The following is a 22,093-nucleotide window of genomic DNA, read 5'->3' on the forward strand; positions in this document are numbered from 1 at the left end:
ATTGCGACGGATAGAGTAAGGCTAACAAGCTATGTACCACCACAATGCATAGAGTCAGTAATAAATCCACGAGACTAAAAGCTTAAAATTGCCCATGAAATGACACTAACCGGGCCGGTAGTCTAGCCTGGAAGGATGCCCGCTTGGCGCGCGGGAGATCCCGGGTTCAAATCCCGGCCGGTCCACCAAGATCATTACACCATTATGGGTAATAGAATTACTCATTACCTCCCAGGACAATTCTCCTAGCCTCCTTAACCATCCTCTCAATAACCTCCATACCCGCGGCCACGTGATCCACGCCATACTTCATCTCGTGAAATCCCCAAACATGTAAGTCATAGGCAACGCTCCACCCACTCAATACCCAATCACCGAACTTCCTAGACAACGTCTTGCTCGCCCTGCCCAGTAGGTACGTGTGCCACCTACCTTTCCTGAGGAACTCCTGGTACTCAGGCGTACCATACTTCTCAGCCAACGCCTTAACGACCTCCTCAGCAGCCCTGTAAGCCTTCCCACTAGCCTGAACAGCATCACCCCTGCTCAGGTAATCCTTGGCCTCGTCCATGTACTTCTCGGCAAGCACATCGATGCCCTTACTCATTAATAACTTGATTAACTCCTCACGATTCATTGAGATTTGCAACGTAATAATTAATATAAGCCTTTAATAATTAAGGATATTGAACGGTCATTAAGACAATATAGGTGTTTAATGCGAAGTTCGGTCTTACCCTGACCGAACCAACTCTTTTTCATAAACTATGAACCTGCCGTAGTAATTCTCAAAATCCCCCTCCTCCGTAGCCAGGACCTCCATCTTCATAGGTGTTGTTGGCGGACCCACGGAGAAGCTGCCCAAGCCGATGCCCCTGCCCACGTACACCTCACTTATTGTTGCCATTACGAAGTCCTCATTAGCCCTCGTGCAAAGCCAATGTCTCTCTGTCATACAGAAATAACCGTTTGTTCTCCTCAATGCCTCTCTAACGATATACCTCATAGGGTCTCCTCGAACCACACTTACCTGGCTTGGTCTCGCCACACCGGTATGTAGGGTAAGTACTTCGTAAAATCCCAAGGACTTGGCCAGGCGTTGACTCGGTTCATTCCACTCAGCAATCATTAACGACGCATATCTAGCATTGTTCCTCAATGCTTCATTAAGCACATACTCCGTCAATGCCCTGCCAATACCCATCCTCCTATAGCTTGGGTGAATTCTAATACCCTCAAGCCAAACAACGCCCATCTCCTTAACCATCACTATATTAATAACACCGACAACCCTACCCTCAACAACCGCCACGTACGCAGTGCCCTCATTAACCCAGTCATTAATAGCGCGAGGCACGTAATCACCCCACGGAAATGTATTCCTCGTAAACTCGATAATCTGGCTGATATCGCTAGACGATGCCTCCTAATTAATAAGTTATTGATCATTAATGACTGGTTATTTCATGGCAACTAATAACCTTTACACACATTTAACCTTCCTGAAATAATGCACTTAAGCACACCCCATAACTAATCCTGTGGGCTCACTAACCCTGAGCTTCAGTGATGGTACCTTAATTGTCGAGGGTCCAGCCACGGTGACCGTGATCAATGGTCAGTGCGAGGTATTAGGTTGCCCAGTTAGTGGCTCGTTAAGTGTTGAGAGGTTTAGGCACTGCCAATACTAGCCAGGGGTTCATGTACGTTAACTGTTAATGGTGGCTCCATTAGGTATGTTAATGGGAGTACAATACCGGGTGATTGGGATGCATCAACCTTGAGGGTATTGCCCTAATTATTGGCGAAATAGACTCGGGTAAGACCACGTTAACAACATACCTACTAAATAAGCATGTGACCAATGGCTTGAGCACGTGCGTTGTTGACGCGGATATTGGTCAATCCTCAATAGGTCCACCAGGTGTTATCGGGCTTTCCTGCGTTGGATTGCCAACGCCAACGCTCGAGGACCTACACATGATGAGTGGGTACTTCGTCGGCTGCAACAGCCCATCTCAATGCCCTGGCAGGTTTATTAGTGGGGTTAGTGCCATGGTTAGAGAAGCCTTCAGCCGAACGCCTGGTCTCGTCCTCATTGACATGCCTGGCTGGGTTGGTGATGGTGGTGTTGAGTTGATTAGGAACGTGGCCGATGCCGTTGGGGCGGATTACGTAATATCCATAGGTACTGACGTGCGCCTAAGGTCTGGGGTTAAGGTCATCAACGTCTCCAGGCCCAAATACGTTAGGGCTAGGAGTAAGGATGAGAGAAGACTCCTCAGGAACCAGGCCCTGCGCAGGTACTTGGGTGATAAATTGATCAACATGAATGTTGAGTTGGGCAGGATAATGGGTAATTCGGTGATTGAGTGCATTATTAACAATTGTGGCCATTACGTCATTGATGACGTACCTGAGGTCGCCAGGCAGGGTGGCGTGGTTAAGATACCCTCTAGGCTCTTTAGTAATATATTCGTTGGATTATCACGTAGGGGTTTCCTGGCAGGCTTTGGCATAATTAAGGAGTTTAACCTTAAGGAGGGTGTTGCGAATGCCGTAGTTACGACGGATTACTTCGACGAGGTGGTCATGGGTAAATTACGCGTTGATCCAGGGAGAATTGAGGAGGTCGAACCCTTCCCATTACTTTAATAACCTGAGATAAATACTGCCGTGACTATGTTTAGGTTGCTCCCGGTCCACCCCGTTCGTATTATGGTATTCGTTTTTTTCAAATATTACAGCGGTATTATTATTGCGCAATTCGCTGATGGAGTCTATACCGAACTTCACCGCCTCATCAATTAAGTGCCCATCAGCAACGCAGCCTGCGGCATCCATATTACCGTCAATACCGTCAGTGGCTACAGAAATCATGGAGACACCCTCAACGCCCCTGACGGACAGGGCAAAGCCAGCACACATCTCCGTGGTGCGCCCACCCCTGCCATTACCCACAACAGTCACTGTCGGCTCGCCGCCACTCAGTATGAAGCCCCTCCTTATTGGGACGCCCCTGAACTTAGCCTCAAGAGCTATACTAGCCAGGTACCTGCCGACCTCCCTCGCCTCTCCATCCATCCTAGACGTAAGTATTAACGACTCCATGCCAAGCGACTTCACGTAATTTGCCAAGTCAGTGAGCACGTCCATGTTGCTCGCAATTACGTAATTCCACGTGTTAATTAACTCCTTAGGCGTCTCCTCAATAAGCCATTAAGGCCTTGCTCCAGGACGTTCCTGACCGCACTAGGCACCCTATCCCAGAGACCCCTGTTCCTCAGTATGGTTATTGCATCCTTATACGTGGTAGGGTCGGGCACCGTGGGCCCACTGGCTACAGTTGCCGGGTCATCACCAGGCACATCACTGGCGATCAGGGTTATTACCCTACCACCCCTCCTAATCACCTCCCTCGCCAACCTACCACCCTTGGTTATTGATAGGTGCTTCCTCACGGTGTTGATCTCCTGTATAGTGGCACCACTCCTCAGGAGTAAGTCATTGACTTCCCTAATATCCTCAAGGCTTAGACCTTCATGGGTACCTCCACCAGGCTGAACCACCACCACTTATTAGGAATAGTACATAATCACCACTCCTGACATCACTTATTAGGTCAAGTATTTTCAACCCGGCGTTAACGCTAGCCTCAGTTGGTAATGGATGAGTTGATTCGATAATTCTTATTTTCCGCAGATTACCTGGCGTTCCCTTGGGAACAACCGCAATCCCATCAATAATTTTATCATAGGCCACATCCTCGATAGCCCTGGCCATCCCTATTGAGCCCTTACCAATGGCTATTACGTAGAAATTATCAACCTCATGACCCATCACCCTAACCTTACCATCGACAACGCTAATGGCCTTTGAAACCCTTAGGTATAGGTCGGAGGATTTGAGGATCAGACCTAGTATGTCGCTTAGTATGTCACCGCCAAATACGGGAAATACCATTGATTATTAATGGCAATTGATTTTTATAAGGGTTGAGTTATTGTCACTGCCGTATGATTGATACCGAGACCCTAAAGGCTAGGTTAAGAGAGCTTGAGGAGGTTAAGGACGAGGTTATCGAGACTGGGGTTAGGGTGAATAGGCTTTCGAAGTCTGTAATATATTCATTGATTAGGGGTGACGTGGAGACTGCGCGTAAGTACATTGGAGAAATGCAGGAGCTCACTAGTAAGCTCAGGACTTAATTGCCAGGTACCCGATGTACTATAATAACGCCGTGATCAGTCTCCAGGAGTATGTTGAGGCAATGACCATGTGGTTCTTCATAACCGAAAATAGGATACCGAGCCCAGGCGAGTTGGGCGTTGATGCTGAGCCATATATAAACGGTATTGCTGACTTCACTGGTGAGCTCAGTAGGAAGGCTACTGAGGAGATGATTAGGAATAACCTGGACTTCGCATTAAGGGCTAAGCAGGTGATGGAGGAGCTATACCTCGATCTGCTGAGCCTGGAGCCCAGGGATTACGAGATGAGGAAGAAGGTTGACTACGTGGCATCAAACATAAACTGGCTTAATGAGAAGATATTCTACAAGACCCTAAACATTAAGGCAGTCCCAGAACAACAATCGAAGAATTCCGGCGAAAGCAATTCATCGGGATAAGGTTTAAAAAAATTTCTAAACTCACCAATATCGTGACCTCCCTTCACCGGAAATACAGGAAATGAACAAAGTTCTGCAATAGGTACGGGTATAAAGCTAAGAAAGGCCTTAACGTTCTGGGACCTGCTGTTCCTGTCAATATCGGGGATGGTTGGCAGCGGTTGGTTATTCGCTGCACTAGCCGGCGCTGCATATGCTGGCCCAGCCTCATTAATATCGTGGCTCATAGCCGGCGTCTTCTTCATATTCATAGGCCTCTCATACGCCGAGCTTGGCTCAATATTCCCATTCAGTGTTCCCTCGTCCGCATTGACCACTATGTGCATGGCTCAATCTCTAACTACCTACTTGGCTGGGCGTACCTAATTGGATCAGCCACCACCATATCCATGGAGGCCGAGGCAATAATAATGTACACGAATAAATACCTACCATTATTCAGTACCGCGTCTGGCTATCTAACACCGCTGGGTATCTTAACGGCAGCCGCATTAATAGGCGTCTTCACGATCATACAGGTAATTGGTGTTAACGTGTTTGGTAAGGTTAATACCGCAATAACGATTTGGAAGTTCATAGTGCCGACAATCACGGTAATACTCCTAATGACGCTATATCTACACCCAGGTAATTTCACGGCATATGGTGGGTTCGCACCCCTGGGTTGGGCGGCTGTATTCACGGCATTGATCCCCAGCGGTATTATTTGGGCATATGAGGGATTTAGGCAGGCCCTTGAGTATGCTGGTGAGGCTAAGAATCCAAGGCGTGATGTACCGCTGGCGCTGATTTTATCGATAATACTCGTGGCAATACTATACATGGCGTTGGAGGTGGCATTCATTGGAGGTATCGAGTGGGGTAAGATATACCTGCCAATAGTAAGGGTCAGTATGTAATTCCAATAAAGCCTGGCGACTGGAGCGACTTAATAAACTCCAATTGGGCAGGTTCACCATTCTACTCAGAACTATATGCAAGCGGTATCGCATTACTAATATCGTGGGCCATAGTATTACTGATTGATGCATGGATATCGCCTGCGGGCACCATGGGTGTTTATATCGGCACAACAGCGAGGAGTTTCTATGGGCTTTCAAGGCAAGGTTATTATCCAGCATATTCAGCAATCTGCACAGGAGATTCCAGACGCGTGGTTCTCATTTATAATTACTTACCTAATAGCCGTACTATTCCTACTGCCATTCCCAACCTGGTACCAAATAGTCAATATATCGACAACAGCAACAATAATAAATTACCTAGCCGGAGGCCCAGCACTGGTCATACTAAGGAGGACGGCGCCAGATATTGATAGGCCGTATAAGGCACCAACACCATTACTGATTGGGTTACTGAGCTTCGTTGTATCATCAATGCTTATCTACTGGACTGGCTGGCCATACCTGGGCTACATATTTGTGATAACGGCCTTTGGCTTACCACTGCTAATCCTAGGTTATGGCAGGACCGCTGGTATTAGCCGTACTGAGGCCATTTTATTCTCATTGATTTACTGGCTCGTGTTGATATTAATAATGTATTATGGATTCGTAATGGCGCGCTGCCGTTTTACATTTACTGGGCCATATTCGCATTATTACTTATTGGTAGTATTGCATATCTATACCACAGGTCGAGGGGTGGGTATGTAGGTAAGGAGGTTAGGGCGAGTACGTGGTTCGTAAGCTACATGATAATATTCGGTGCCTTATCATACGTGGGCTCCCTGGGTGCGGGTTATATTCAATACCCATGGGACTACATAATCGCGTTGGTCGCATCAGTAATACTCTTTGTAGTGGCCGTTAAACAGGGATTTGAAACTAAGGAGATAATGCAGGTCAGGGAGGGTAATCTACCCGCTGAGTAACCGTAGAAATAATGTAGTGCTAGAGTTTAAATCAAAGCGTGAATATTCTTTACTGAATCCTCATGTGTAAGGATGAGGTGTTAAGGGACGCCATACCCAGTGAGGTGTTGCACATGTTCAAGAAACTCATGGGCAAGTATTTCGACACCGTTTATAGATTCCTAATGAGACATTACTTAACAGAAACGGGAAACCCTACTGCTTTTTAGTGCTTGCCGTCAATTCCTCAAGAATTGAAATAGTGAGATTCCTAAGCAAGTCACTACCTATATCAACCTTACTCAACGCATACTCAACAATATCGTAGTAACCACCAACCATAAGCGATGACTGGGTTACGCCAAGCTTAACAAGCGCTGAGACGAGCTCGGGGTCCACCTTTAACTTCCTTATCACATTATCTATGATCCAGCCCCACATGCCCATGAACATAGGCGGCGTAACACCCCTCCTATAGTGGATGATGCCCACGTAAGCCTGCCAAAGCCAATAATCCTCATCAAACGGCCCCCTCAGCGTCCTAACCCACCAATCCCTAAGCGTCCTCTCGCGCAATGGTCTCTCGCCAGGCTGGAACACGGCAGCCGTAGGTCCATGGGAGAACAACACGTCGTAGAAACCCTTAACGACGTCCTCAGTCATTGACTCGAGCAACGGCCTATACTTCACAAGCACTTGGGCATCATAATCACTAAACCTAGCTGGCGGTGGTATCTGGTCCATGGTAGTATTGACAATATTTAACAGTAACTTACCAACCTCACTTCCTAAATTGAAATGTGCCATATGCCTGATAATGAGGTAAGCGTATATAAGCTTTCACCAGATAATTAAGTAATTGAACTAGAAATAGAAAGAACAAACAATAAGTATTGATTAAATACCCATAATTAACAATAAATAAAAATATGTAAATTAAACAAAATAAACACATAATCACATAAACAACACGAAAAACCCACCATACCCTAAACAACCAACCACCATCACTATAAAAGCACAGGCAAACTAACTCATCAACAACCACTAGGATTATCGCCACCCCAATAACAATTGGGGCTATTGCGTAGCTGAACCAGGCCAGGTAGGCTATTGTGTGGAGGACTGCAATCATTACCTGGCTTACGTGCATCACTGCGAATATCACGTCGGCAATTGGGTCAATAATGAAGCCCATGCTTTGCAGGACCTCAAACTCCTGAAGCGGGAGCACGCCGATTCCAAAGCTGCTTATTGCCTCTATGATGTTGAGTATGGTCATGCCTATTGCCCAGGCAAACCCAGCCTTAGCCGTAGCCATGAACACCAAGCCCCAGTACTCCTCGGCTTTCTCGACGTCATGGTAGAGGACTAAGTACGTTGGGGATCCGGGCGGTGCCAGGCCGAGGAGTGTTGGTAATACGTAGGCCAGTATTAGGGCTGCCCCGACAGCAATGAACCTCCTGACCTCAATCCCGCCCCTAATCATGCCATAGGCAATTACGGCTATTGCTCAATGGCTATTGCATACTCAAGTAGTTCAGTTAGTAAGTACATCATGGTTTAAAAGGTGATTAGTTAAAAGGGGTGTGGTTATGGCTGTGTTAACTCGTTTATGAGTCTCCTCATGCCTTAGGGCTTCATGCGGTTGCTTCAGTTCCCAAGCCCTCAATATGGTTATTTTGCCCTTAACCTCGTGGAAGTTTCCACGTCAATGGGTATTAGCATATCAATGTTGTTTTTCCATAATGCCGTAGTTATGTTAGCGCTACCGACCAGGCCCTGTCGTTGGCTATATAGAGCTTAATGTGTATGAAACCATCCTCCCCAAGGGGTGGGCTCAACCTAACATTAGAGAGCCAGGGCCTCTCCTTAGTTGTTTCCTCCGCCTTAGGTACCTGCGCATAAATACTAAGCCCGGTATTAGGAAGAGTTCCTGGCCCATCAATGTGTCTGTGTGGGTTGTTTAAAGGGAGTATGTTTAAGGAATAATTTAATGATTTTGATTTAATGCTTAGTGCATCCTCACTTCCTCATTCTCATTCTCAACATCACTGCAGCCGCTACTACGATAATGGCCACAACCACCACCCCGACAACCAATGCCGTGGACATGACTGATGGCTTAGTTACAGGCGTAATAATATTACTAGTCGGCATAGGCTTCGTCGCGATGATACTAACACCTACTAAGTTATCTGTGACGTATAGGTACCCATTCTTAGGATCATAGGTAATATAGTATGGATATAGCCCAACCGGTATTGTAGCTATTATACTATTATTCATAGGGTCAAGCACGTCAACCGTGTTGGCATAATCATCCGCAATGTAGATATAACCATTAAGTGGGTCGTAAATAATACCTCTAGGTGAGGTGGCACAGAGTACCGTATAGTTAAGCGGTCCGCTTTGAAGTTCGTTATCACAAAGAAGGGTGTATTTTACGTATCCTATGTTTGTGTTGTTTGACTCTGCATGTATTATTGCTGGTGTGCTTAGGCCTATGAGCATGGCTAGGAGTATTAAGACCGGGAGTGTCTGATCATTGAGTCTCTCACCATATTTTCATCATGCATTTAGGCATTTTGATCATTTTTAAAGCTTATTGTCTCATGATCCTCAAATATTGTTTAAACAATATCTTCATATCATAGCCTGGTACTATGCATGTGGATGATCCTGGTTTAAGATTGTAATTACTGGATCCCCTTCACGGTTGGCTCCAGCTCTATGTAGCCTAGGCGCTTGATTGGTCCCGTGATTATTAGGGCCTTCGTGGTTAGTCCCTGCATGTGCGGTAGTAGTGCCGTTGTTAACCACCTGGCGTCCTCCTGAGTCAGCTGTAGGGCCTGGCTTATTGATGCTACGTATGCATCGTTTCCGCCAAGCACTATTGTGAATGACATGTTCTGTAGGACGTCATTACGCATTCCCGTTGTTGTCTGTATCATGCAGACCATGCCAAGCCAAGCTTTTCCAATGACCAGCATAGTCCCTAATCGGCGTTTTTAAGGTGCCACGTAGGTATGTACCTGGTCTATAATCATTGATCATTGGTGCTAAAGTCATTAAGGGTTTAATTCATCATGAGGTTAATCCAAATATTGGGTATTTCCGTGCTTATTAGTGAGGATTACGTGGTTTTTAATGGAGGTATTATCAATCGCGATTTATACGGAGCTCAGTATATTCCTAATCTCCTCAATCTTCCTCTCCAACTCACCACACCTCTCCTCAATCATCTTATTAACCTCATCCTCAGCGTACAACCTCTCAATCTTCAAGTCAGAGAAGTTAAGCTTATTCGCCTTCTGGTCATATGAGACAACCACGCTAATCCTAACCAGGGCCAATTTATCGATATTCCTCTTTATCATCTCGTCATATACCGCCTTATTCAGCTCGGCGATATCCCTAAGTATTACGTCCTCAGGAACGGTCTTTGAAAACGCCGCGAAGGCCGCACGCCTAAGCTTGTCTGCGAACCTCGCCGCAATTATTATCCCGGTCCTTAATTCGACGGTTAATGGCCCCTGGAATGTGAATCCACTGTATAGTTTCTCATACTCCGCCGCTCGTTCCTTATCCCGTTCTACGTCCTCACTTGGCCTCCAAGACATATTATGATTAATAATTGTGCCTCATTTAAAATTTATTTCTCGACATTGGGTTAAACACTTAAGTAGGGGCTATTCTTATTATTCCTGATCTAAATTGGGTGGTCTACGTAGGGTCGTGCTCGACGTTGACATACCGAGTAGTGTCTCCACGGTGGAGCTTGCGAATAGGTTGGGTAGGGTTAGTGGTGTTAAGGCTGTCAACGTAACCGTGACCGACACGGATGTTGAGGTGCTGGGCTTGGTAATCGTTATCGAGGGTGATGACATTAATTACGATGATGCGAGGAGGGTTATTGAGGACCTTGGCGGTGCCATTAGGAGTATTGACCAGGTAATCGTTGGTGAGTACATACTTGAGCTCAATCCCCAGCTACTTAAGGAGAGGTAGGTATGGCGAGTATTGACGGTAGGTACTTGGTGCTCGGATTCCTTGACAGCGTATTAACTACGCTTATACTAGGCGAGAGCATGCGAAGCACTGTTAAGTTGGTGACCATTGTTACCGTGATTAACCTGGTGACCGCATTCATGGCTGAGTACATCGAGGAGAGGAGTTCCCTGAGTCACATTGAGAGGTCTATGTTGATGAGGAGGGGTTCGTTGTTGAGGACTAGCCTGCACAGGAGGGCTATTTATGATGCGTTGATTAAGGGTTTGATCTTTGGCGCTGTGTCGTTGCTGGGTGCTTTAGTCACAGACTTCACGATGTATTTGGTAAGGGTGTTTTGGATACCTGTGATCCGGTGCTGATGCTTGGGGTCTTCGGTACATTGATGAGTAGGTATTTTAGGGGTAATGCTGTTCTGTGGCTGGTCCTTTACATAATGCTTGGTATAGTAATATCATTTGTTGGCACTATTATTTAAGTTAATGGTTATGCCGATAGATTGATAGGCTTTCCCTCTCTCAATATTTTGTTCCCAAGCTCGGGATTGACCTTAAGTAATTGATCCTTAACCCTATCCAGGAAGGCCTTATCCTCCTCCTTATTCCTTAGCTCGTCGGGTAATAGTATTGGTATTTCATCCTTGATTGGGTACCAACGACCGCACTTGGGGCAGTATAGTATGCCCTCAACAACCTCCTTCTTAATGCATTCGTCGCAGGGTAGTTCCTGTGGGTTCGGATGATTTTTGATAAAGACATTCTTAAGCGCGCAGTATTCTTCGCAGAATGGTCTTTTATTCCACTCATACTTCCTCTCAGGGTATTCCCTCTCCTTAAGCACGATCAGTGTTAACGGGAATGTCTTATCGTACGGGCATGCCAAAACATCCATTAGTCTATACTTCACGAAGAGGATTAGTCAATGCCCTTTAATTACTTTTACCTCTTTATTGAGTCCTTAGTACTTCCTCTCCTCAGGCTTCCAGCGTGTTATCCTTACTGGTACGAAGCTTAGCCTTGGCCCGTCTACCGTGTAGAAGTATAGTGTGTGCTTTAGCCAGTTGGCGTCATCCCTCTTCGGGTAGTCTAGCCTGTAGTGGGCGCCCCTTGACTCCGTCCTCGTTAGTGCACCGACGGTTATTAACTCCGCCTGCTCGAGTAGGAAGTCGAGTTCAAGTATGTCCCTTAGGTTCGTGTTGTAGTACCTGCCTTATCCTCAATCCTCACGTTCGAGAATCTCTCCCTCAATCTCTTAATCGTTGAGTATGCCTCCTCTAGGCCGCTCTTGTCTCTGAAGACGTATACGTACGTGTCCATTGTTCTATTCAACTCTTCCCTAATGGCGTATGGGTTCTCGGCACCAACCTCCTTATGCAATAGCTTATCGAATATCCTACTCTCCTCATTAGCCACCTTAGTAGCTATGTCGCCGCTGTACTCAAGCATTGAGTCTGGTGCAGACATTGCGTACTTAGCCGCCGCTGCGCCAGTCAACCTACCCCAGACAAGGCACTCACTTAGTGAGTTGCTACCTAGCCTATTTGCTCCGTGGACGCTTACGTTTGCTGCCTCACCGGCGGCCCATAGGTTTGGAACTCTAGTATTCACACCATCGAGTAGGACCTGACCGTATAGGTCAGTGCGTATGCCGCCCATCATGTAGTGCATCGCTGGCCTAACCGGTATTGGCTCATCGACTGGGTCAATACCCAGCGTCTTAATTACTATCTCCCTAATCATCGGTAACCTCTTGTTGATTTTCTCCTCGCCTAAGTGCCTAAGGTCTAGTAATACGTAGCATAGCCCTGACTCTTCATCCATGAATCCCCTACCTCCATGCACTCCGTGATTATTGACCTACTAACTATGTCCCTTGGCGCTAGCTCCATCCTACTTGGTGCGTACCTCTTCATGAATCTCTCACCCTCCTTATTGATTAAGTAGCCACCCTCACCCCTGGCACCCTCGGTTATTAGGATGCCGTTAGGTACTAGGGCCGTTGGGTGGAATTGCGGAAACTCCATGTCAGCGAGTGGTAACCCAGCCCTGTAGGCCAGTGAGTATCCATCGCCTGTTGAGGACCAGGCCATTGTCGTGAATTTGTAGACCCTACCATTACCGCCGGTGGCTATTATACCTGCCTTGGACAGTATTACCTTGAACTCGCCAGTCCTTAGGTCTATGGCCGTGATGCCCCTGAACACTCCATTATCCATGAGCAGTGACGTTACGAAGTGCTCGTGGAGCATCTCTACATTATCGAACCTGAGTACATTGTCGTATAGCGTGCTCATTAAGAAGAAGCCACTCTTATCCTGAGCGAAGGTCGTCCTCGGGATCGACATGCCTCCAAATGGTCTCTGAAGTATCCTACCCTTATCATCCTCGACCAGGGAACGCCCAGGTGATCCATGAATATTATTTCCTTAGGCGCCTCCTGAACCAGTAGCTCAACTGCGTCCTGGTCTGCCAGGAAGTCGCTACCCTTGACCGTGTCGTAGGCGTGTAGGTCGATACTATCACCTGTCTCCTTTGGGTATAGGACTGCGCTTGCACCGCCTTCGGCGCTAACGGAGTGGCTCCTCATTGCGTGGACCTTTGATAATACTGCAATTCTTATCTTGCCCTGGGAAACCCTAGCCGCTTCAAATGCGGCCCTTAAACCGGCTAGGCCGGAACCAATTATCACTAGATCGTACTTAAGTACTTCAACCATACTCTAACCCGTTTTACATAAGTGATTTATATTTTCTTCCCTTATTGAAGTTTAACAGACCCGGGATAAGCATTATTAATACCCTTCCTAATGTGGCTTACCTGAATGGCGTTTTTAAATGAGGAGGAATTAGAGGGTAAGATTAGGGAGTTGAGTGGTGAAATTCTTAAGGTTAGGAACGAAATTGAGGCCAAGGAGAAGGAGAGGGAGGGCCTTCGTAATGAGTTGAATAAGGTTAGGGAGGAGTTGAACGCCATAATAAACCAGCTCAATAGTAAGAGGACTGAGTTAAAGAGTATCAAGGATGAGATTGCTAGGTTGAGGAAGAATAGGGATGATGTGGTAAATACATTGAAGCAGCTTAAGGAGAGGAGGACCGAGTTGCTTAATCGGATTAAGGAGTTGATTGATAGAGTAAGGAAGTATAGGGAGTTGGCTAAAATGATTAATGACTTGGTTGGTGGTAAACCTGTTGATAGGGAGAAATTGAAAGAGTTGATTGATAAGCTCGAGTTTGAGCATGAGATATCACCCACGGATCCTGAGAAGGAGTGGGAGTTCTTCAGGACAATACAGCAATTGGAGAAGGAGTTGAGTGCGGCCGAGGTACTCTCGAGAATTAAGGAGTATATAGGTCGTGATTCTCAGGAGATTGAGAAGATGCGTAAGGAGAGGATGGAGTTGGGCCAGCAAATGAGGGATCTCTATAATAATGCCCTTACTAACATTAAGGCCCGGATACAGGAATTGAAGAAGAAGAGGGAGTCCATTGTGAATGAGATTGTTCAGCTAAAGGGTAAGAGAGATTCACTTAAGGCTAGGAGAGATGAGTTGAAAAAGACAATATTGAGTAAGTCGGCTGAAATTAAGGAGTTAAGGGCCGTTTAAGGGAGTTAAATGATGAATTGAATAAGTACCAACTACTATTGGCTGCGGCGCGTAAATCGAAGAACTTAGCCGTGAAGAAACAGGAGGAGGCGAAAATTAAGGAGGAGGCGAAGAAGAGGGCGGAAGAGGGTCTTCAGAAATTGATGAGAGGTGAGAGAGTATCACTGAATGATTTATTAGGTCTGGAGTTTGAGGAAGATAATGAGAAGTAAGCCATGTCTAAGCTCGTTAGAAGGCTAATAGTACTTTACGTTGATAGGGATAATGATGTAGGCGAGAGACTTGGCGTTCCCACGCCAATAATTGGTAGGAATAACGTGCTCAAGGTGGCCACTGAGTACATACTTAGGTATCCAGATGATTCTGATGCCAACGCCATGTTTGGCGCAATACAGCTCTATGACACGTTAATTTCAACGTTTGGCGCCGAAAACGTAGAGATAGCCGTGGTTACGGGGACAAGTTCAGAAGACGTTACCGCAGACATGAAAATACTCAATGAAGTCGATAGAGTGCTCCAGGTATTTGATGCTGATGGATTTATCGTAGTTTCCGATGGACCATCTGATGAGGTTGTTGTACCACTTATACAGTCAAGGAGACCTGTGGTCTCTGTTAGGAGGATTGTGGTTAAGCAGACGAGGGGTTTTGAGGAGTTTGCTGTGCTAGCCAGGTACTACATTGGTAAGTTATTTAGTGAGCCTAGGTATAGGAGGTACGCACTTGGCGTGCCTGGAGCCCTATTACTGATTTATGGCGCGTTTTATAGCGTGTGGCCGTACATACCCGCCGTGGTTAGGACGATGATTATAGCGAGCATAACGATACTGCTGGGTGCCGCATTTATACTCTACGGCTTTAATCTTCATGAGAGCCTCCTTCGATTTCTCAGGATGTATGAGGCCACGTTCTTCATATCAGCCCTCTCGATATTCTTCGTAATAATATACTCACTATCCACGTACTACATGCTACACGAGACAATACCACTCTGGGGTACATTGAATGCCTTTGATTTAATTGGGCTTGTAGTTGGGGCAATACTCACGGTTAATGTAATTGAGGTTTACATAAAGTTTAGGATTAAGCCTTCGGTAGGATAGCGGCTGACGTGCTCTTGACCGTATTCCTACTAATGGTGGCTAGCGACTTGGCAGGTTACATGTTTGGTAAGGTGGGTACGTACACCCTACTCTTCGATTTGATGATCTACACTGTGGTAGGGTTAATAACATTAATTACGTTGGGTATTTTAAGAAATAGGTATGGTAAGGCTAAGGGTGGAGGTAAGTCAGGACCTAAAGGCGTTAGCGTACGGTGAGTTAGAGGCAATAGCCGAGCTATCAGGTGGTTACCCGGACCTTATTGACGATTCTAGAGATTTAGTGGTAGATTATAGGGGCGATCTTGAGGCATTAAAGAGGAGGATTTGTAGGGCGGCATTAATAAAGCGCGTCTTTATCAGTAATGGCATTAGTGAAGAACCCCTTATAGAACTTGATAGGTCAAGGTACAGAGTCCTGAAGAGGGGTAGGCAGGGTGATGCTGCCGTTATCGATCTACACATTGCAAGACTCCTCGTTAATTTAGCAAGGACCGAAGAAGATGGGGTTTTCCTTGACCCATTCGTTGGCACCGGAGTGATTGCCCAGGAGGCTATGTTAGTTGGCGCTTATGTGATTGGGATGGACATTAACCCGAAGTACTTAGGTTCATTAAACAACAATGTGCATGCCGATTCCGTGAATTCTGATTCATTATTAAGTCCCATTAAGGATGGGTCGATTCACGCAATAGCCACAGACCCTCCATATAATAGATTATCAATAAGCGATGTGGACCTAGACTCATTATACAGGGGTTTTGCTAAGGAAGCGTTCAGGGTATTAAGGAATGGCGGCTATGTGGCTTTTTCACACCCTACCTACGTTGATTCTCTTGACTGGTTCCTGAATATAGGTTTTGAATTAGTGATTAGTGGCTTGCAGTATGTTCATGGTGGATTGACGCGGTTAATCTACGTTTTTAAGAAGCCCTAATCAATACCGAGCAATCTCCTAATATTCTTAGCAGCCATTACAGGGTCTGGGGCCTGCGTTATTGCTCTACCGACAATCACTATGTCGATGTTGGTACCCTTAATCCTAGGCGCCACCTTCTCATCAATACCACCCGCTATTGCGACTGCCAATCCATAATTATTCCTAATGTTTACGGCCTCGCTTATTAAGTCCTCAACTGTTAAACCCCTACTTCTTTGGACATCAATACCAAGGTGAAGACCAACGTAGTCAGGCCTTAACCCCGCATTAACCAACTCCTCGACCCTCGCCATAGGGTTCTTAACACTTATCATGTCAATTAATGACTTAGCACCAAATCTCCTTGTCTCATTAATGAACTCACCAATTGTCTCATTAGCCGCGGCCCCAAGGACACTCACTATGCTTGCGCCGGCGTTAATGGCTAACCTGGCCTCAAGAGCGCCTACGTCCATGGTCTTCAGGTCAGCCATTATCTCCGCATTTGGGCAGGCAACCCTTAATGCACTGACGGTTAATACGCCCGCCGCCTTTATTAGGGGAGTCCCCGCCTCAACAATATCAACAACCTCTGCACTGCATAATTTACGTGCTAAGTCAATGGCCGCACTGGGCTCCGTTAGGTCCAACGCCACCTGCAACTTCAACTAGACTCACCAACTCCTGAATATTATCTTAACTGGAATACCCATCTTTAACTCAACGAGTATGGGTACGTCAGCCTTATCGCCAAGCTTGCTAGCGATAATGTCAAGTACGTCCTTAACCCTCATTAATGCAGCTAACCTATCGGCCATCGCCTTCCTACTCTCATCTAATGTTTCATACTCATCGATTGGCCTTGGGTCGAAGATTATCTTAAGGCCCGTGAGTTCTATCGCCGTTGATAATGATAATTGCTGACCCTTACCAACAATCTCCTCAATCATCTTCATTAACGCCATGTACTTATCGGCCTTAACCCTTAATTCGCTCATCATTCCCTCAATATCCTTAATCCTCCTTTCAAGATCGCTTATTTGGCTATTTACATAGTTGAGCAGCTCCTTAACTCCATTAAAGGTCATTAATTCGAGGTCGGGCGTGCTTGACATACTCATTAATTTGTTACCAAAGTGCTTAAAAAAAATATCGCTTGTAAAAAAATTGAGAGAAAATTAGGTTAACCACCAGGGACGTGACCAAAGAAACTCCTCAATTATAGCCCTCTCGCCCTGTTCAAAATTGTTTAAGTCATCAACCGACCTTATCTTTACGTACATCGCATTAGTGATGGAAGCCCTTAAATGCTTTAACGATATGGTAGATACCAAGTACTTAATTGCATCAACAGCATCGTAGAACCTCCTCTTCCTAACCACAAACCAGCGTGAACCCCTTATGAATGGACCAACAACGCTTGGTTCATTAACATACTTCCTAATGAATCCATCAACGGCATTTGAATTAACAGGCGGGCCTTCATGCAATTCATACGGTGGGAGCTCAAGCTCGCTTAGGGTTATTATTAGGAGGATTACTGATTTATCGTCGCTCCAAGCCGTTGATCGGATAACCTCGAAATCAAGTTTCTTAAGATTCCTATTTAATGATGACAAAAGCTTCCTAATTTCACCCCATACAACGTCCGGAGATGTATTCCCTGGGTAAGGCATTCTCATGACCACCGTTGGTAATACCCAAGTGGGCTTCACGGCTTTATGCACCCTCATGAAGAACTCCACCCGTGGATTCCTAAGGAACTCCCGTGACGCTGCTATGGCCGTGGCTAGTACCTCCCTACTTATTGATGCTGCGGCATTTCGACTTGGGTCGACAGGGTCTATTATTATGACAGGTGACTTAAACTTCCTTATGGCATCCCTCTCATTGTACGCGCCTGTCATGTCTATGAATACGTGTCTTGTTGACCAATTACTAATGGCCTTGATTGTGTTGAGAAATGAACCATAGTATATTATTAATAGTTCGCTCACGTAGCCGCTAAATCCCTGGACCTTGATCTCGGCACCGTAAACACCCACTGACTTGAAGAATGCCTTCAATAGCCTGACGTCGGTAGCCCTATGGCCAAGCCTACCATTTACGAACTCTGTATGTAATGGTGTCCTATCGGCTGCGGTTAATGGCTTTTCACCAGGGCTTATGCGTATGCATGGAACTACGTCTATTTCAAATTCATTAATTAGTAGTTGAATGTATGGATGCTGAGCATACCTAATACTCCATTTAATATCATTCTCGACGGCTATACCTATTAAATCATTGGTTATGCTACCATCCCTAATCCTATCAATGTAATCCCTGGGCAAAATAATGAAGATATCGATATCCCTATCGCCGGGTAACCACGTGTCCTTTGCTATGGAACCCTGTATTGATACAGTAAAATCCCTGTAACCACGCCTTGATAACCCATTCGTCAGTAATTTAACAACCTCATTTGCTGTGTCGATAACCCTAACCCTCTCCTCAGGGCTTGGTGTAACAATCCTTATGGCTTCTGACAAGACTTCTTCAATATTCACAATGTGGGATTAATGTCATGGATTAATAAAGCCACTCCCCTATTAATCACCTTAATTGCCAATAATATTGTTGAGCTTATCCTTAATCTTAGTTAATAAGTCCCTAACCCTATTGAGGAATTCCTCATTCGTGACGAAGCCCTGCAGTTCCTCAATCATCTCATCGATACCCATGTCGAGGGGGTTTAAACCAAGCCCGGCCAGGTAGGCGAGGACCTCGAGGGCTGTATCCTCGCTTAAACCCTCCTCCTTAACCACGTCTATTATTACCTTACCAACGACATACAGCTTAAGTGTGCTAACATCAGTATTAAGTGCATGGGCAAGCCCCTCGTAATCGCCTTTACGAAACTCCTCAATGAATGCATTAAAGTCGCCATACCTATCCTTAACTATGTTGTCAAAGTACTTACTCACGGCCTTAACGTACTTTGAGTATATCCTAACAGCATCCTCAATCTCCTCAACACCATCTATGGCGCCCCTGTATGACATTACTGCGCCTTCGGTGGTTAGCTCATCAATCAAGCCCTCATTTATTAATTCAAGGAATTTATCACCAGCCTCCTCATAAATCCTCCAATCACCCTCCTCAATAGCCTTACACAGCAGATAAAATGCCGAGCACAAATCACCCTTCACCTTCACGGCACTTAGGTAATCCTCACCCAAGCCCTGAGCATTATTTAAGACACCCCTGCACGCGTCGTAGTACTGCATGGCCCTGGCTATATCACCATGTGTGAAGTAGTAATTAGCAAGAACTTCCGAGGAATCCATCATACTCAACACCTCATTAGCCTCGCCTCCTCAATACCCACAGCCTCCCTAAAGCTCACGACAGATGATGCGTATAATTTAGATGCGTCCTCAATCATGTCCTTCTCCGCATCGTGCTTACCCTCCTCATGAAGCCTTGAGGCCTTGACCCTAAGGTCCTCAGCCCTCGCTATCTTCGACATAGCCTCCATAAAGCGCGCCTTACTAACATTACCAAGACCCTCATAAATCGCGGCAGCAGCGCTAAACCTGGTGATGGCATTGTCATAGGCAGCTATTGAGTATAGGGCTATCCCAAGGGCCTCATTAACCCTAGCGCCCAATTCACCCTTTATGTTAATGCTCACATTCTCATCAACAGTGATAATACCTGGCTCTAAATCCATATTAATTAATAATTGTATTAGACCTGGCACATCACCCAGGTCTATGAGACTAACGACCTTGGCGACACCATCCTTAATACTCGCATCATCCAAGCCCTTAATTACTGAGTAATAATCACTTAGGGTTAAGGTGCATTTATCGTCTGTACAGGACACTAAGTTACGAAATGCGCTATTACCTGCCAAGTCCCTGGGTACAAACCCCTTCAGTAATTGCATGAGGATTAATGCCACAGAATTTGTTACGCACTCATGATCCCAATGACAGACATCAGGTATCGTACTCACACCAACCCCTTTAGGTTGTAAACATGCCTTATTAATATTAATTATTATTAACCTTGGTCTAATTGATGATACAATAAAAAAATAAATATCTAGGCAACGAGATGTTATATATGAAGAGTTATGATGTAATAATACTGGCTGGCGGATTAGCAACAAGGCTTAGACCCCTTAGTTATTCACGCCCAAAGCCCCTGCTGCCGGTACTCGATAAGGAGATTATTGATTGGATCATGGAGTCCATAACCAGGATATCCCTGAACAGGATCTTCATATCAATAAGGTACATGGGCGACTTAATAAGGGAACACATGGAGAGGGTATGGAGCAACTTTAAGGATAGGTTAATATTCGTGATGGAGAACAAACCACTTGGTGATGCGGGTCCGATAGCATTAATTAATGATAAGTATGAACTCTCGGATACTTTTCTCGTGGTTTATGGGGATATACTCAGCAATATAGATGCTGATGCCCTCGTGAACTTCCACGAGAAGATGGGCGGCATAGCCACAATAACCCTGACCAGGGTGGATGATGTGTCCAGGTATGGTGTTGCCCAATTAGACGAGACTAATAGGATAATAAACTTCATTGAGAAGCCTAAGCAGTACGTTGGTTCCAACTTAATAAATGCCGGTTTCTACGTCTTTACTAAGGACGTTGTTAAGTTAATTCTGAAAAACCCGGAGAACCAGGTTAAGCTCGCTATTGATGTTATACCAAGGCTACTCAGGATGGGTGAGGTTTATGGATATATACATAATGGTTTATGGTTTGATATTGGGACTCCTGAGGACTACATGAAGGCAAACTTTAGTGTCTTAGCAAGTAGGTGTGGAGGTGGTAGCAATAATTGCATAAACATTGACTTACCATCAACGGTTACGATACAACCACCCGTTTACCTAGGACCTGGTGTCACTATTGGGAATAATACGGAGATTGGACCAAACGCCATAATACATAGGAACACTAAAATTGGAAATACTGTCAAGATCGTGAATTCACTCATCTTTGAGGGATCGTCGTTATGCGATGGTGCTTACGTAGCAGGAAGTATTGTTGGTAGTAATACGTACATTGGTAAATGGGCTAGGGTTGAGGATGGGTCTGTGATTGGGGATGGTGTTTACATAAAGGACTCCGTATTCATAGCCAAAAATACGAAGATAGGCCGTATAGGGAGGTAATGGAACCAATATACAGGGAGGGCGAGATTATACTATAAACTAAAATTTAAATACCCATAGGCGCACCAGAACCGAATGTCCCAGGAAGTCAGGCAGATAGTTAGGGTTGGAGACACTGATTTAGACGGATTTAAGCCCGTGGCCTATGCCCTAGCTAAGATAAGGGGTATCGGCATATCAACGGCATATGCAATATGTAGGTACCTAGGGATAAACCCATCAATCAGACTGGGCCAGCTTGATGATGAGACGATTAGGAAGCTTGACTGGGCCGTGAGAAACCTAAATCAATTTGCACCTGGCTGGTTCGTGAATAGGCCTAAGGATCCAGAGACTGGGCGAAACATGCACTTATTGGGTGCGGACTTGGTATTAGTGGCTAAGAAGGATATTGACCTGATGAAGAAGCTGAGGAGTTGGAAGGGCATTAGGCATAACCTTGGACTTAAGGTTAGGGGTCAGAGAACCAGGACAACGGGTAGGTTAGGCTTAACAGTAGGCGTGACGAAGGGTAAGACAGCTGGTGGTGGAGGAGCTGGAGGCGGTAGTAAATAAGGCAGGGCTCAGCCATAAATTAATATTTTATTTAAGTGTCTCGATAATTGCATGATCAATATTTAATGTTAGTGGCTTTGTATCATATTCTTAAGTATTCAATTCTATTCCATGTAATAATGTTCGTGCGTATTCATCATCATTTCTTTGCATATGATACTTCTACTAGGCATGTTTTACACTTGAAGAGAAAGAAATTTAAAGGATCAATGGTAATTGAGCATGATC

32 protein-coding genes, 1 tRNA gene and 2 pseudogenes are annotated in these 22,093 nt (G+C 45.5%); 18 read left to right on the forward strand and 17 right to left on the reverse strand.

The features are described 5' to 3' along the window. Positions 1-111: 111 nt before the first annotated feature. Positions 112-188: transfer RNA gene (locus JCM14467_RS08560), tRNA-Ala, on the forward strand. A 29-nt stretch (positions 189-217) separates the two neighbouring features. Here JCM14467_RS08560 and JCM14467_RS08565 read toward each other — a convergent pair. Together JCM14467_RS08565 and JCM14467_RS08570 are read right to left on the reverse strand one after the other, a co-directional pair. Then, positions 218-637: a PaREP1 family protein gene (locus JCM14467_RS08565; protein WP_054849807.1), complete on the reverse strand. Its 420-nt coding sequence runs from the start codon at positions 635-637 to the stop codon at positions 218-220. A 96-nt stretch (positions 638-733) separates the two neighbouring features. Continuing rightward, entirely contained in the window at positions 734-1,408 is a 675-nt protein-coding gene (locus JCM14467_RS08570) for a GNAT family N-acetyltransferase (protein WP_054849808.1), read from the reverse strand. Positions 1,409-1,541: 133 nt separating this feature from the next. Here JCM14467_RS08570 and JCM14467_RS17385 point away from each other — a divergent pair, with 133 nt between their 5' ends. Both JCM14467_RS17385 and JCM14467_RS08575 read left to right on the forward strand, forming a co-directional pair. Next, positions 1,542-1,691, forward strand: a complete 150-nt coding sequence (locus JCM14467_RS17385; protein WP_252901187.1) for a hypothetical protein — start codon at positions 1,542-1,544, stop codon at positions 1,689-1,691. A 73-nt stretch (positions 1,692-1,764) separates the two neighbouring features. Then, positions 1,765-2,655, forward strand: a complete 891-nt coding sequence (locus JCM14467_RS08575) for a Clp1/GlmU family protein (protein ID WP_252901188.1) — start codon at positions 1,765-1,767, stop codon at positions 2,653-2,655. On the opposite strand, the gene JCM14467_RS17390 is transcribed toward JCM14467_RS08575, so the two are convergent. From JCM14467_RS17390 to JCM14467_RS20445, 3 genes are read right to left on the reverse strand one after another with little or no spacing between them, the layout of a single operon-like run. Then, positions 2,647-3,156, reverse strand: a complete 510-nt coding sequence (locus tag JCM14467_RS17390) for an MOFRL family protein (RefSeq protein WP_252901189.1) — start codon at positions 3,154-3,156, stop codon at positions 2,647-2,649. The two genes, JCM14467_RS08575 and JCM14467_RS17390, sit on opposite strands and share 9 nt — an antisense overlap. 32 nt (positions 3,157-3,188) lie before the next feature. Continuing rightward, the gene (locus JCM14467_RS20440; RefSeq protein WP_444823184.1) at positions 3,189-3,569 is read right to left on the reverse strand and encodes a DUF4147 domain-containing protein; all 381 of its coding nucleotides are present in this window, start codon (positions 3,567-3,569) and stop codon (positions 3,189-3,191) included. Then, a complete protein-coding gene (locus JCM14467_RS20445) occupies positions 3,541-3,963 on the reverse strand; it encodes a DUF4147 domain-containing protein (protein ID WP_444823185.1) in 423 nt (140 codons plus the stop codon). Before JCM14467_RS20445 ends, JCM14467_RS20440 begins: the two co-directional genes overlap by 29 nt. Positions 3,964-4,016: 53 nt before the next feature. Between JCM14467_RS20445 and JCM14467_RS08585 the strand changes: the two are divergent. The 5 genes and pseudogenes from JCM14467_RS08585 (at position 4,017) to JCM14467_RS08605 (ending at position 6,503) form a co-directional block, all read left to right on the forward strand. Beyond that, positions 4,017-4,630, forward strand: a pseudogene (locus JCM14467_RS08585) (haloacid dehalogenase). Positions 4,631-4,777: 147 nt separating this feature from the next. Then, on the forward strand, positions 4,778-4,996 hold the full coding sequence (locus JCM14467_RS08590; RefSeq protein ID WP_054849809.1) for a hypothetical protein: 219 nt from the start codon (positions 4,778-4,780) through the stop codon (positions 4,994-4,996). Next, positions 4,951-5,529: an amino acid permease gene (locus tag JCM14467_RS08595; protein ID WP_252901190.1), complete on the forward strand. Its 579-nt coding sequence runs from the start codon at positions 4,951-4,953 to the stop codon at positions 5,527-5,529. The genes JCM14467_RS08590 and JCM14467_RS08595 overlap by 46 nt, the downstream gene beginning before the upstream one ends. Before the next feature lie 189 nt (positions 5,530-5,718). Beyond that, positions 5,719-6,285 (forward strand): APC family permease, encoded by a 567-nt coding sequence (locus JCM14467_RS08600; RefSeq protein WP_054849811.1) that lies wholly within the window; start codon positions 5,719-5,721, stop codon positions 6,283-6,285. Between the two features lie 38 nt (positions 6,286-6,323). Beyond that, positions 6,324-6,503, forward strand: a complete 180-nt coding sequence (locus JCM14467_RS08605; RefSeq protein ID WP_054849812.1) for a hypothetical protein — start codon at positions 6,324-6,326, stop codon at positions 6,501-6,503. 195 nt (positions 6,504-6,698) lie between these two features. On the opposite strand, the gene JCM14467_RS08610 is transcribed toward JCM14467_RS08605, so the two are convergent. From JCM14467_RS08610 to JCM14467_RS08630, 5 genes are all read right to left on the reverse strand, one after another. Beyond that, a complete protein-coding gene (locus JCM14467_RS08610) occupies positions 6,699-7,289 on the reverse strand; it encodes a protoglobin domain-containing protein (RefSeq protein ID WP_054849813.1) in 591 nt (196 codons plus the stop codon). Continuing rightward, positions 7,264-7,971, reverse strand: coding sequence for a hypothetical protein (locus JCM14467_RS08615; RefSeq protein WP_054849814.1), 708 nt, complete (start codon positions 7,969-7,971; stop codon positions 7,264-7,266). Before JCM14467_RS08615 ends, JCM14467_RS08610 begins: the two co-directional genes overlap by 26 nt. 536 nt (positions 7,972-8,507) lie before the next feature. Then, positions 8,508-8,996, reverse strand: a complete 489-nt coding sequence (locus JCM14467_RS08620; RefSeq protein ID WP_054849815.1) for a YncE family protein — start codon at positions 8,994-8,996, stop codon at positions 8,508-8,510. A gap of 185 nt (positions 8,997-9,181) precedes the next feature. Further along, on the reverse strand, positions 9,182-9,475 hold the full coding sequence (locus JCM14467_RS08625; RefSeq protein WP_054849816.1) for a hypothetical protein: 294 nt from the start codon (positions 9,473-9,475) through the stop codon (positions 9,182-9,184). A gap of 180 nt (positions 9,476-9,655) precedes the next feature. Continuing rightward, positions 9,656-10,105 (reverse strand): DUF2258 domain-containing protein, encoded by a 450-nt coding sequence (locus tag JCM14467_RS08630; RefSeq protein ID WP_054849817.1) that lies wholly within the window; start codon positions 10,103-10,105, stop codon positions 9,656-9,658. 115 nt (positions 10,106-10,220) lie between these two features. Here JCM14467_RS08630 and JCM14467_RS08635 point away from each other — a divergent pair, with 115 nt between their 5' ends. From JCM14467_RS08635 to JCM14467_RS19475, 3 genes are read left to right on the forward strand one after another with little or no spacing between them, the layout of a single operon-like run. After that, positions 10,221-10,493: a DUF211 domain-containing protein gene (locus tag JCM14467_RS08635; protein WP_444823186.1), complete on the forward strand. Its 273-nt coding sequence runs from the start codon at positions 10,221-10,223 to the stop codon at positions 10,491-10,493. A 2-nt stretch (positions 10,494-10,495) separates the two neighbouring features. After that, positions 10,496-10,855, forward strand: a complete 360-nt coding sequence (locus JCM14467_RS08640; RefSeq protein WP_252901191.1) for a hypothetical protein — start codon at positions 10,496-10,498, stop codon at positions 10,853-10,855. Beyond that, positions 10,849-10,971 (forward strand): hypothetical protein, encoded by a 123-nt coding sequence (locus JCM14467_RS19475; RefSeq protein WP_256359234.1) that lies wholly within the window; start codon positions 10,849-10,851, stop codon positions 10,969-10,971. The genes JCM14467_RS08640 and JCM14467_RS19475 overlap by 7 nt, the downstream gene beginning before the upstream one ends. 8 nt (positions 10,972-10,979) lie before the next feature. Here the strand turns inward: JCM14467_RS19475 and JCM14467_RS08645 are convergent, their stop codons facing one another. Both JCM14467_RS08645 and JCM14467_RS08650 read right to left on the reverse strand, forming a co-directional pair. After that, positions 10,980-11,399: a Trm112 family protein gene (locus tag JCM14467_RS08645; RefSeq protein ID WP_054849819.1), complete on the reverse strand. Its 420-nt coding sequence runs from the start codon at positions 11,397-11,399 to the stop codon at positions 10,980-10,982. Between the two features lie 51 nt (positions 11,400-11,450). Continuing rightward, positions 11,451-13,208 (reverse strand): annotated as a pseudogene (locus JCM14467_RS08650) (succinate dehydrogenase/fumarate reductase flavoprotein subunit). 105 nt (positions 13,209-13,313) lie between these two features. On the opposite strand from JCM14467_RS08650, the gene JCM14467_RS08655 reads away from it, so the two are divergent. Genes JCM14467_RS08655 through JCM14467_RS08665 form a run of 5 tightly spaced genes read left to right on the forward strand, consistent with a single transcriptional unit; the run spans position 13,314 to position 16,135 of the window. Beyond that, positions 13,314-14,096 carry a hypothetical protein gene (locus JCM14467_RS08655; RefSeq protein WP_252901192.1) on the forward strand — a complete coding sequence of 261 codons (783 nt, stop codon included), beginning with the start codon at positions 13,314-13,316 and terminating at the stop codon, positions 14,094-14,096. A 17-nt stretch (positions 14,097-14,113) separates the two neighbouring features. Then, entirely contained in the window at positions 14,114-14,308 is a 195-nt protein-coding gene (locus JCM14467_RS17400; protein WP_252901193.1) for a hypothetical protein, read from the forward strand. Positions 14,309-14,311: 3 nt separating this feature from the next. Further along, a complete protein-coding gene (locus JCM14467_RS08660; RefSeq protein WP_252901194.1) occupies positions 14,312-15,199 on the forward strand; it encodes a DUF373 family protein in 888 nt (295 codons plus the stop codon). Positions 15,200-15,207: 8 nt separating this feature from the next. Beyond that, positions 15,208-15,417 (forward strand): hypothetical protein, encoded by a 210-nt coding sequence (locus tag JCM14467_RS17405; RefSeq protein ID WP_252901195.1) that lies wholly within the window; start codon positions 15,208-15,210, stop codon positions 15,415-15,417. Further along, positions 15,362-16,135 carry a TRM11 family SAM-dependent methyltransferase gene (locus JCM14467_RS08665; RefSeq protein ID WP_054849820.1) on the forward strand — a complete coding sequence of 258 codons (774 nt, stop codon included), beginning with the start codon at positions 15,362-15,364 and terminating at the stop codon, positions 16,133-16,135. The genes JCM14467_RS17405 and JCM14467_RS08665 overlap by 56 nt, the downstream gene beginning before the upstream one ends. Here JCM14467_RS08665 and JCM14467_RS08670 read toward each other — a convergent pair. Genes JCM14467_RS08670 through JCM14467_RS08690 form a run of 5 tightly spaced genes read right to left on the reverse strand, consistent with a single transcriptional unit; the run spans position 16,132 to position 20,120 of the window. After that, positions 16,132-16,785: an orotidine 5'-phosphate decarboxylase / HUMPS family protein gene (locus JCM14467_RS08670; protein WP_054849821.1), complete on the reverse strand. Its 654-nt coding sequence runs from the start codon at positions 16,783-16,785 to the stop codon at positions 16,132-16,134. The two genes, JCM14467_RS08665 and JCM14467_RS08670, sit on opposite strands and share 4 nt — an antisense overlap. Positions 16,786-16,791: 6 nt before the next feature. Beyond that, positions 16,792-17,238: a hypothetical protein gene (locus JCM14467_RS08675; RefSeq protein WP_252901196.1), complete on the reverse strand. Its 447-nt coding sequence runs from the start codon at positions 17,236-17,238 to the stop codon at positions 16,792-16,794. A gap of 57 nt (positions 17,239-17,295) precedes the next feature. Beyond that, on the reverse strand, positions 17,296-18,666 hold the full coding sequence (gene cca, locus JCM14467_RS08680; protein WP_054849823.1) for a CCA tRNA nucleotidyltransferase: 1,371 nt from the start codon (positions 18,664-18,666) through the stop codon (positions 17,296-17,298). A 51-nt stretch (positions 18,667-18,717) separates the two neighbouring features. Beyond that, positions 18,718-19,455: a hypothetical protein gene (locus JCM14467_RS08685; protein WP_252901197.1), complete on the reverse strand. Its 738-nt coding sequence runs from the start codon at positions 19,453-19,455 to the stop codon at positions 18,718-18,720. Beyond that, positions 19,452-20,120 carry a hypothetical protein gene (locus tag JCM14467_RS08690; protein ID WP_054849825.1) on the reverse strand — a complete coding sequence of 223 codons (669 nt, stop codon included), beginning with the start codon at positions 20,118-20,120 and terminating at the stop codon, positions 19,452-19,454. The genes JCM14467_RS08685 and JCM14467_RS08690 overlap by 4 nt, the downstream gene beginning before the upstream one ends. A 110-nt stretch (positions 20,121-20,230) precedes the next feature. Between JCM14467_RS08690 and JCM14467_RS08695 the strand changes: the two genes are divergently transcribed. Beyond that, positions 20,231-21,310 (forward strand): sugar phosphate nucleotidyltransferase, encoded by a 1,080-nt coding sequence (locus JCM14467_RS08695; protein ID WP_252901198.1) that lies wholly within the window; start codon positions 20,231-20,233, stop codon positions 21,308-21,310. A gap of 75 nt (positions 21,311-21,385) precedes the next feature. Continuing rightward, positions 21,386-21,865, forward strand: a complete 480-nt coding sequence (locus JCM14467_RS08700; RefSeq protein ID WP_054849826.1) for a 30S ribosomal protein S13 — start codon at positions 21,386-21,388, stop codon at positions 21,863-21,865. Positions 21,866-22,093: the final 228 nt, after the last annotated feature.

Source organism: Vulcanisaeta sp. JCM 14467 (assembly GCF_001316245.1).
Classification (GTDB): domain Archaea; phylum Thermoproteota; class Thermoprotei; order Thermoproteales; family Thermocladiaceae; genus Vulcanisaeta.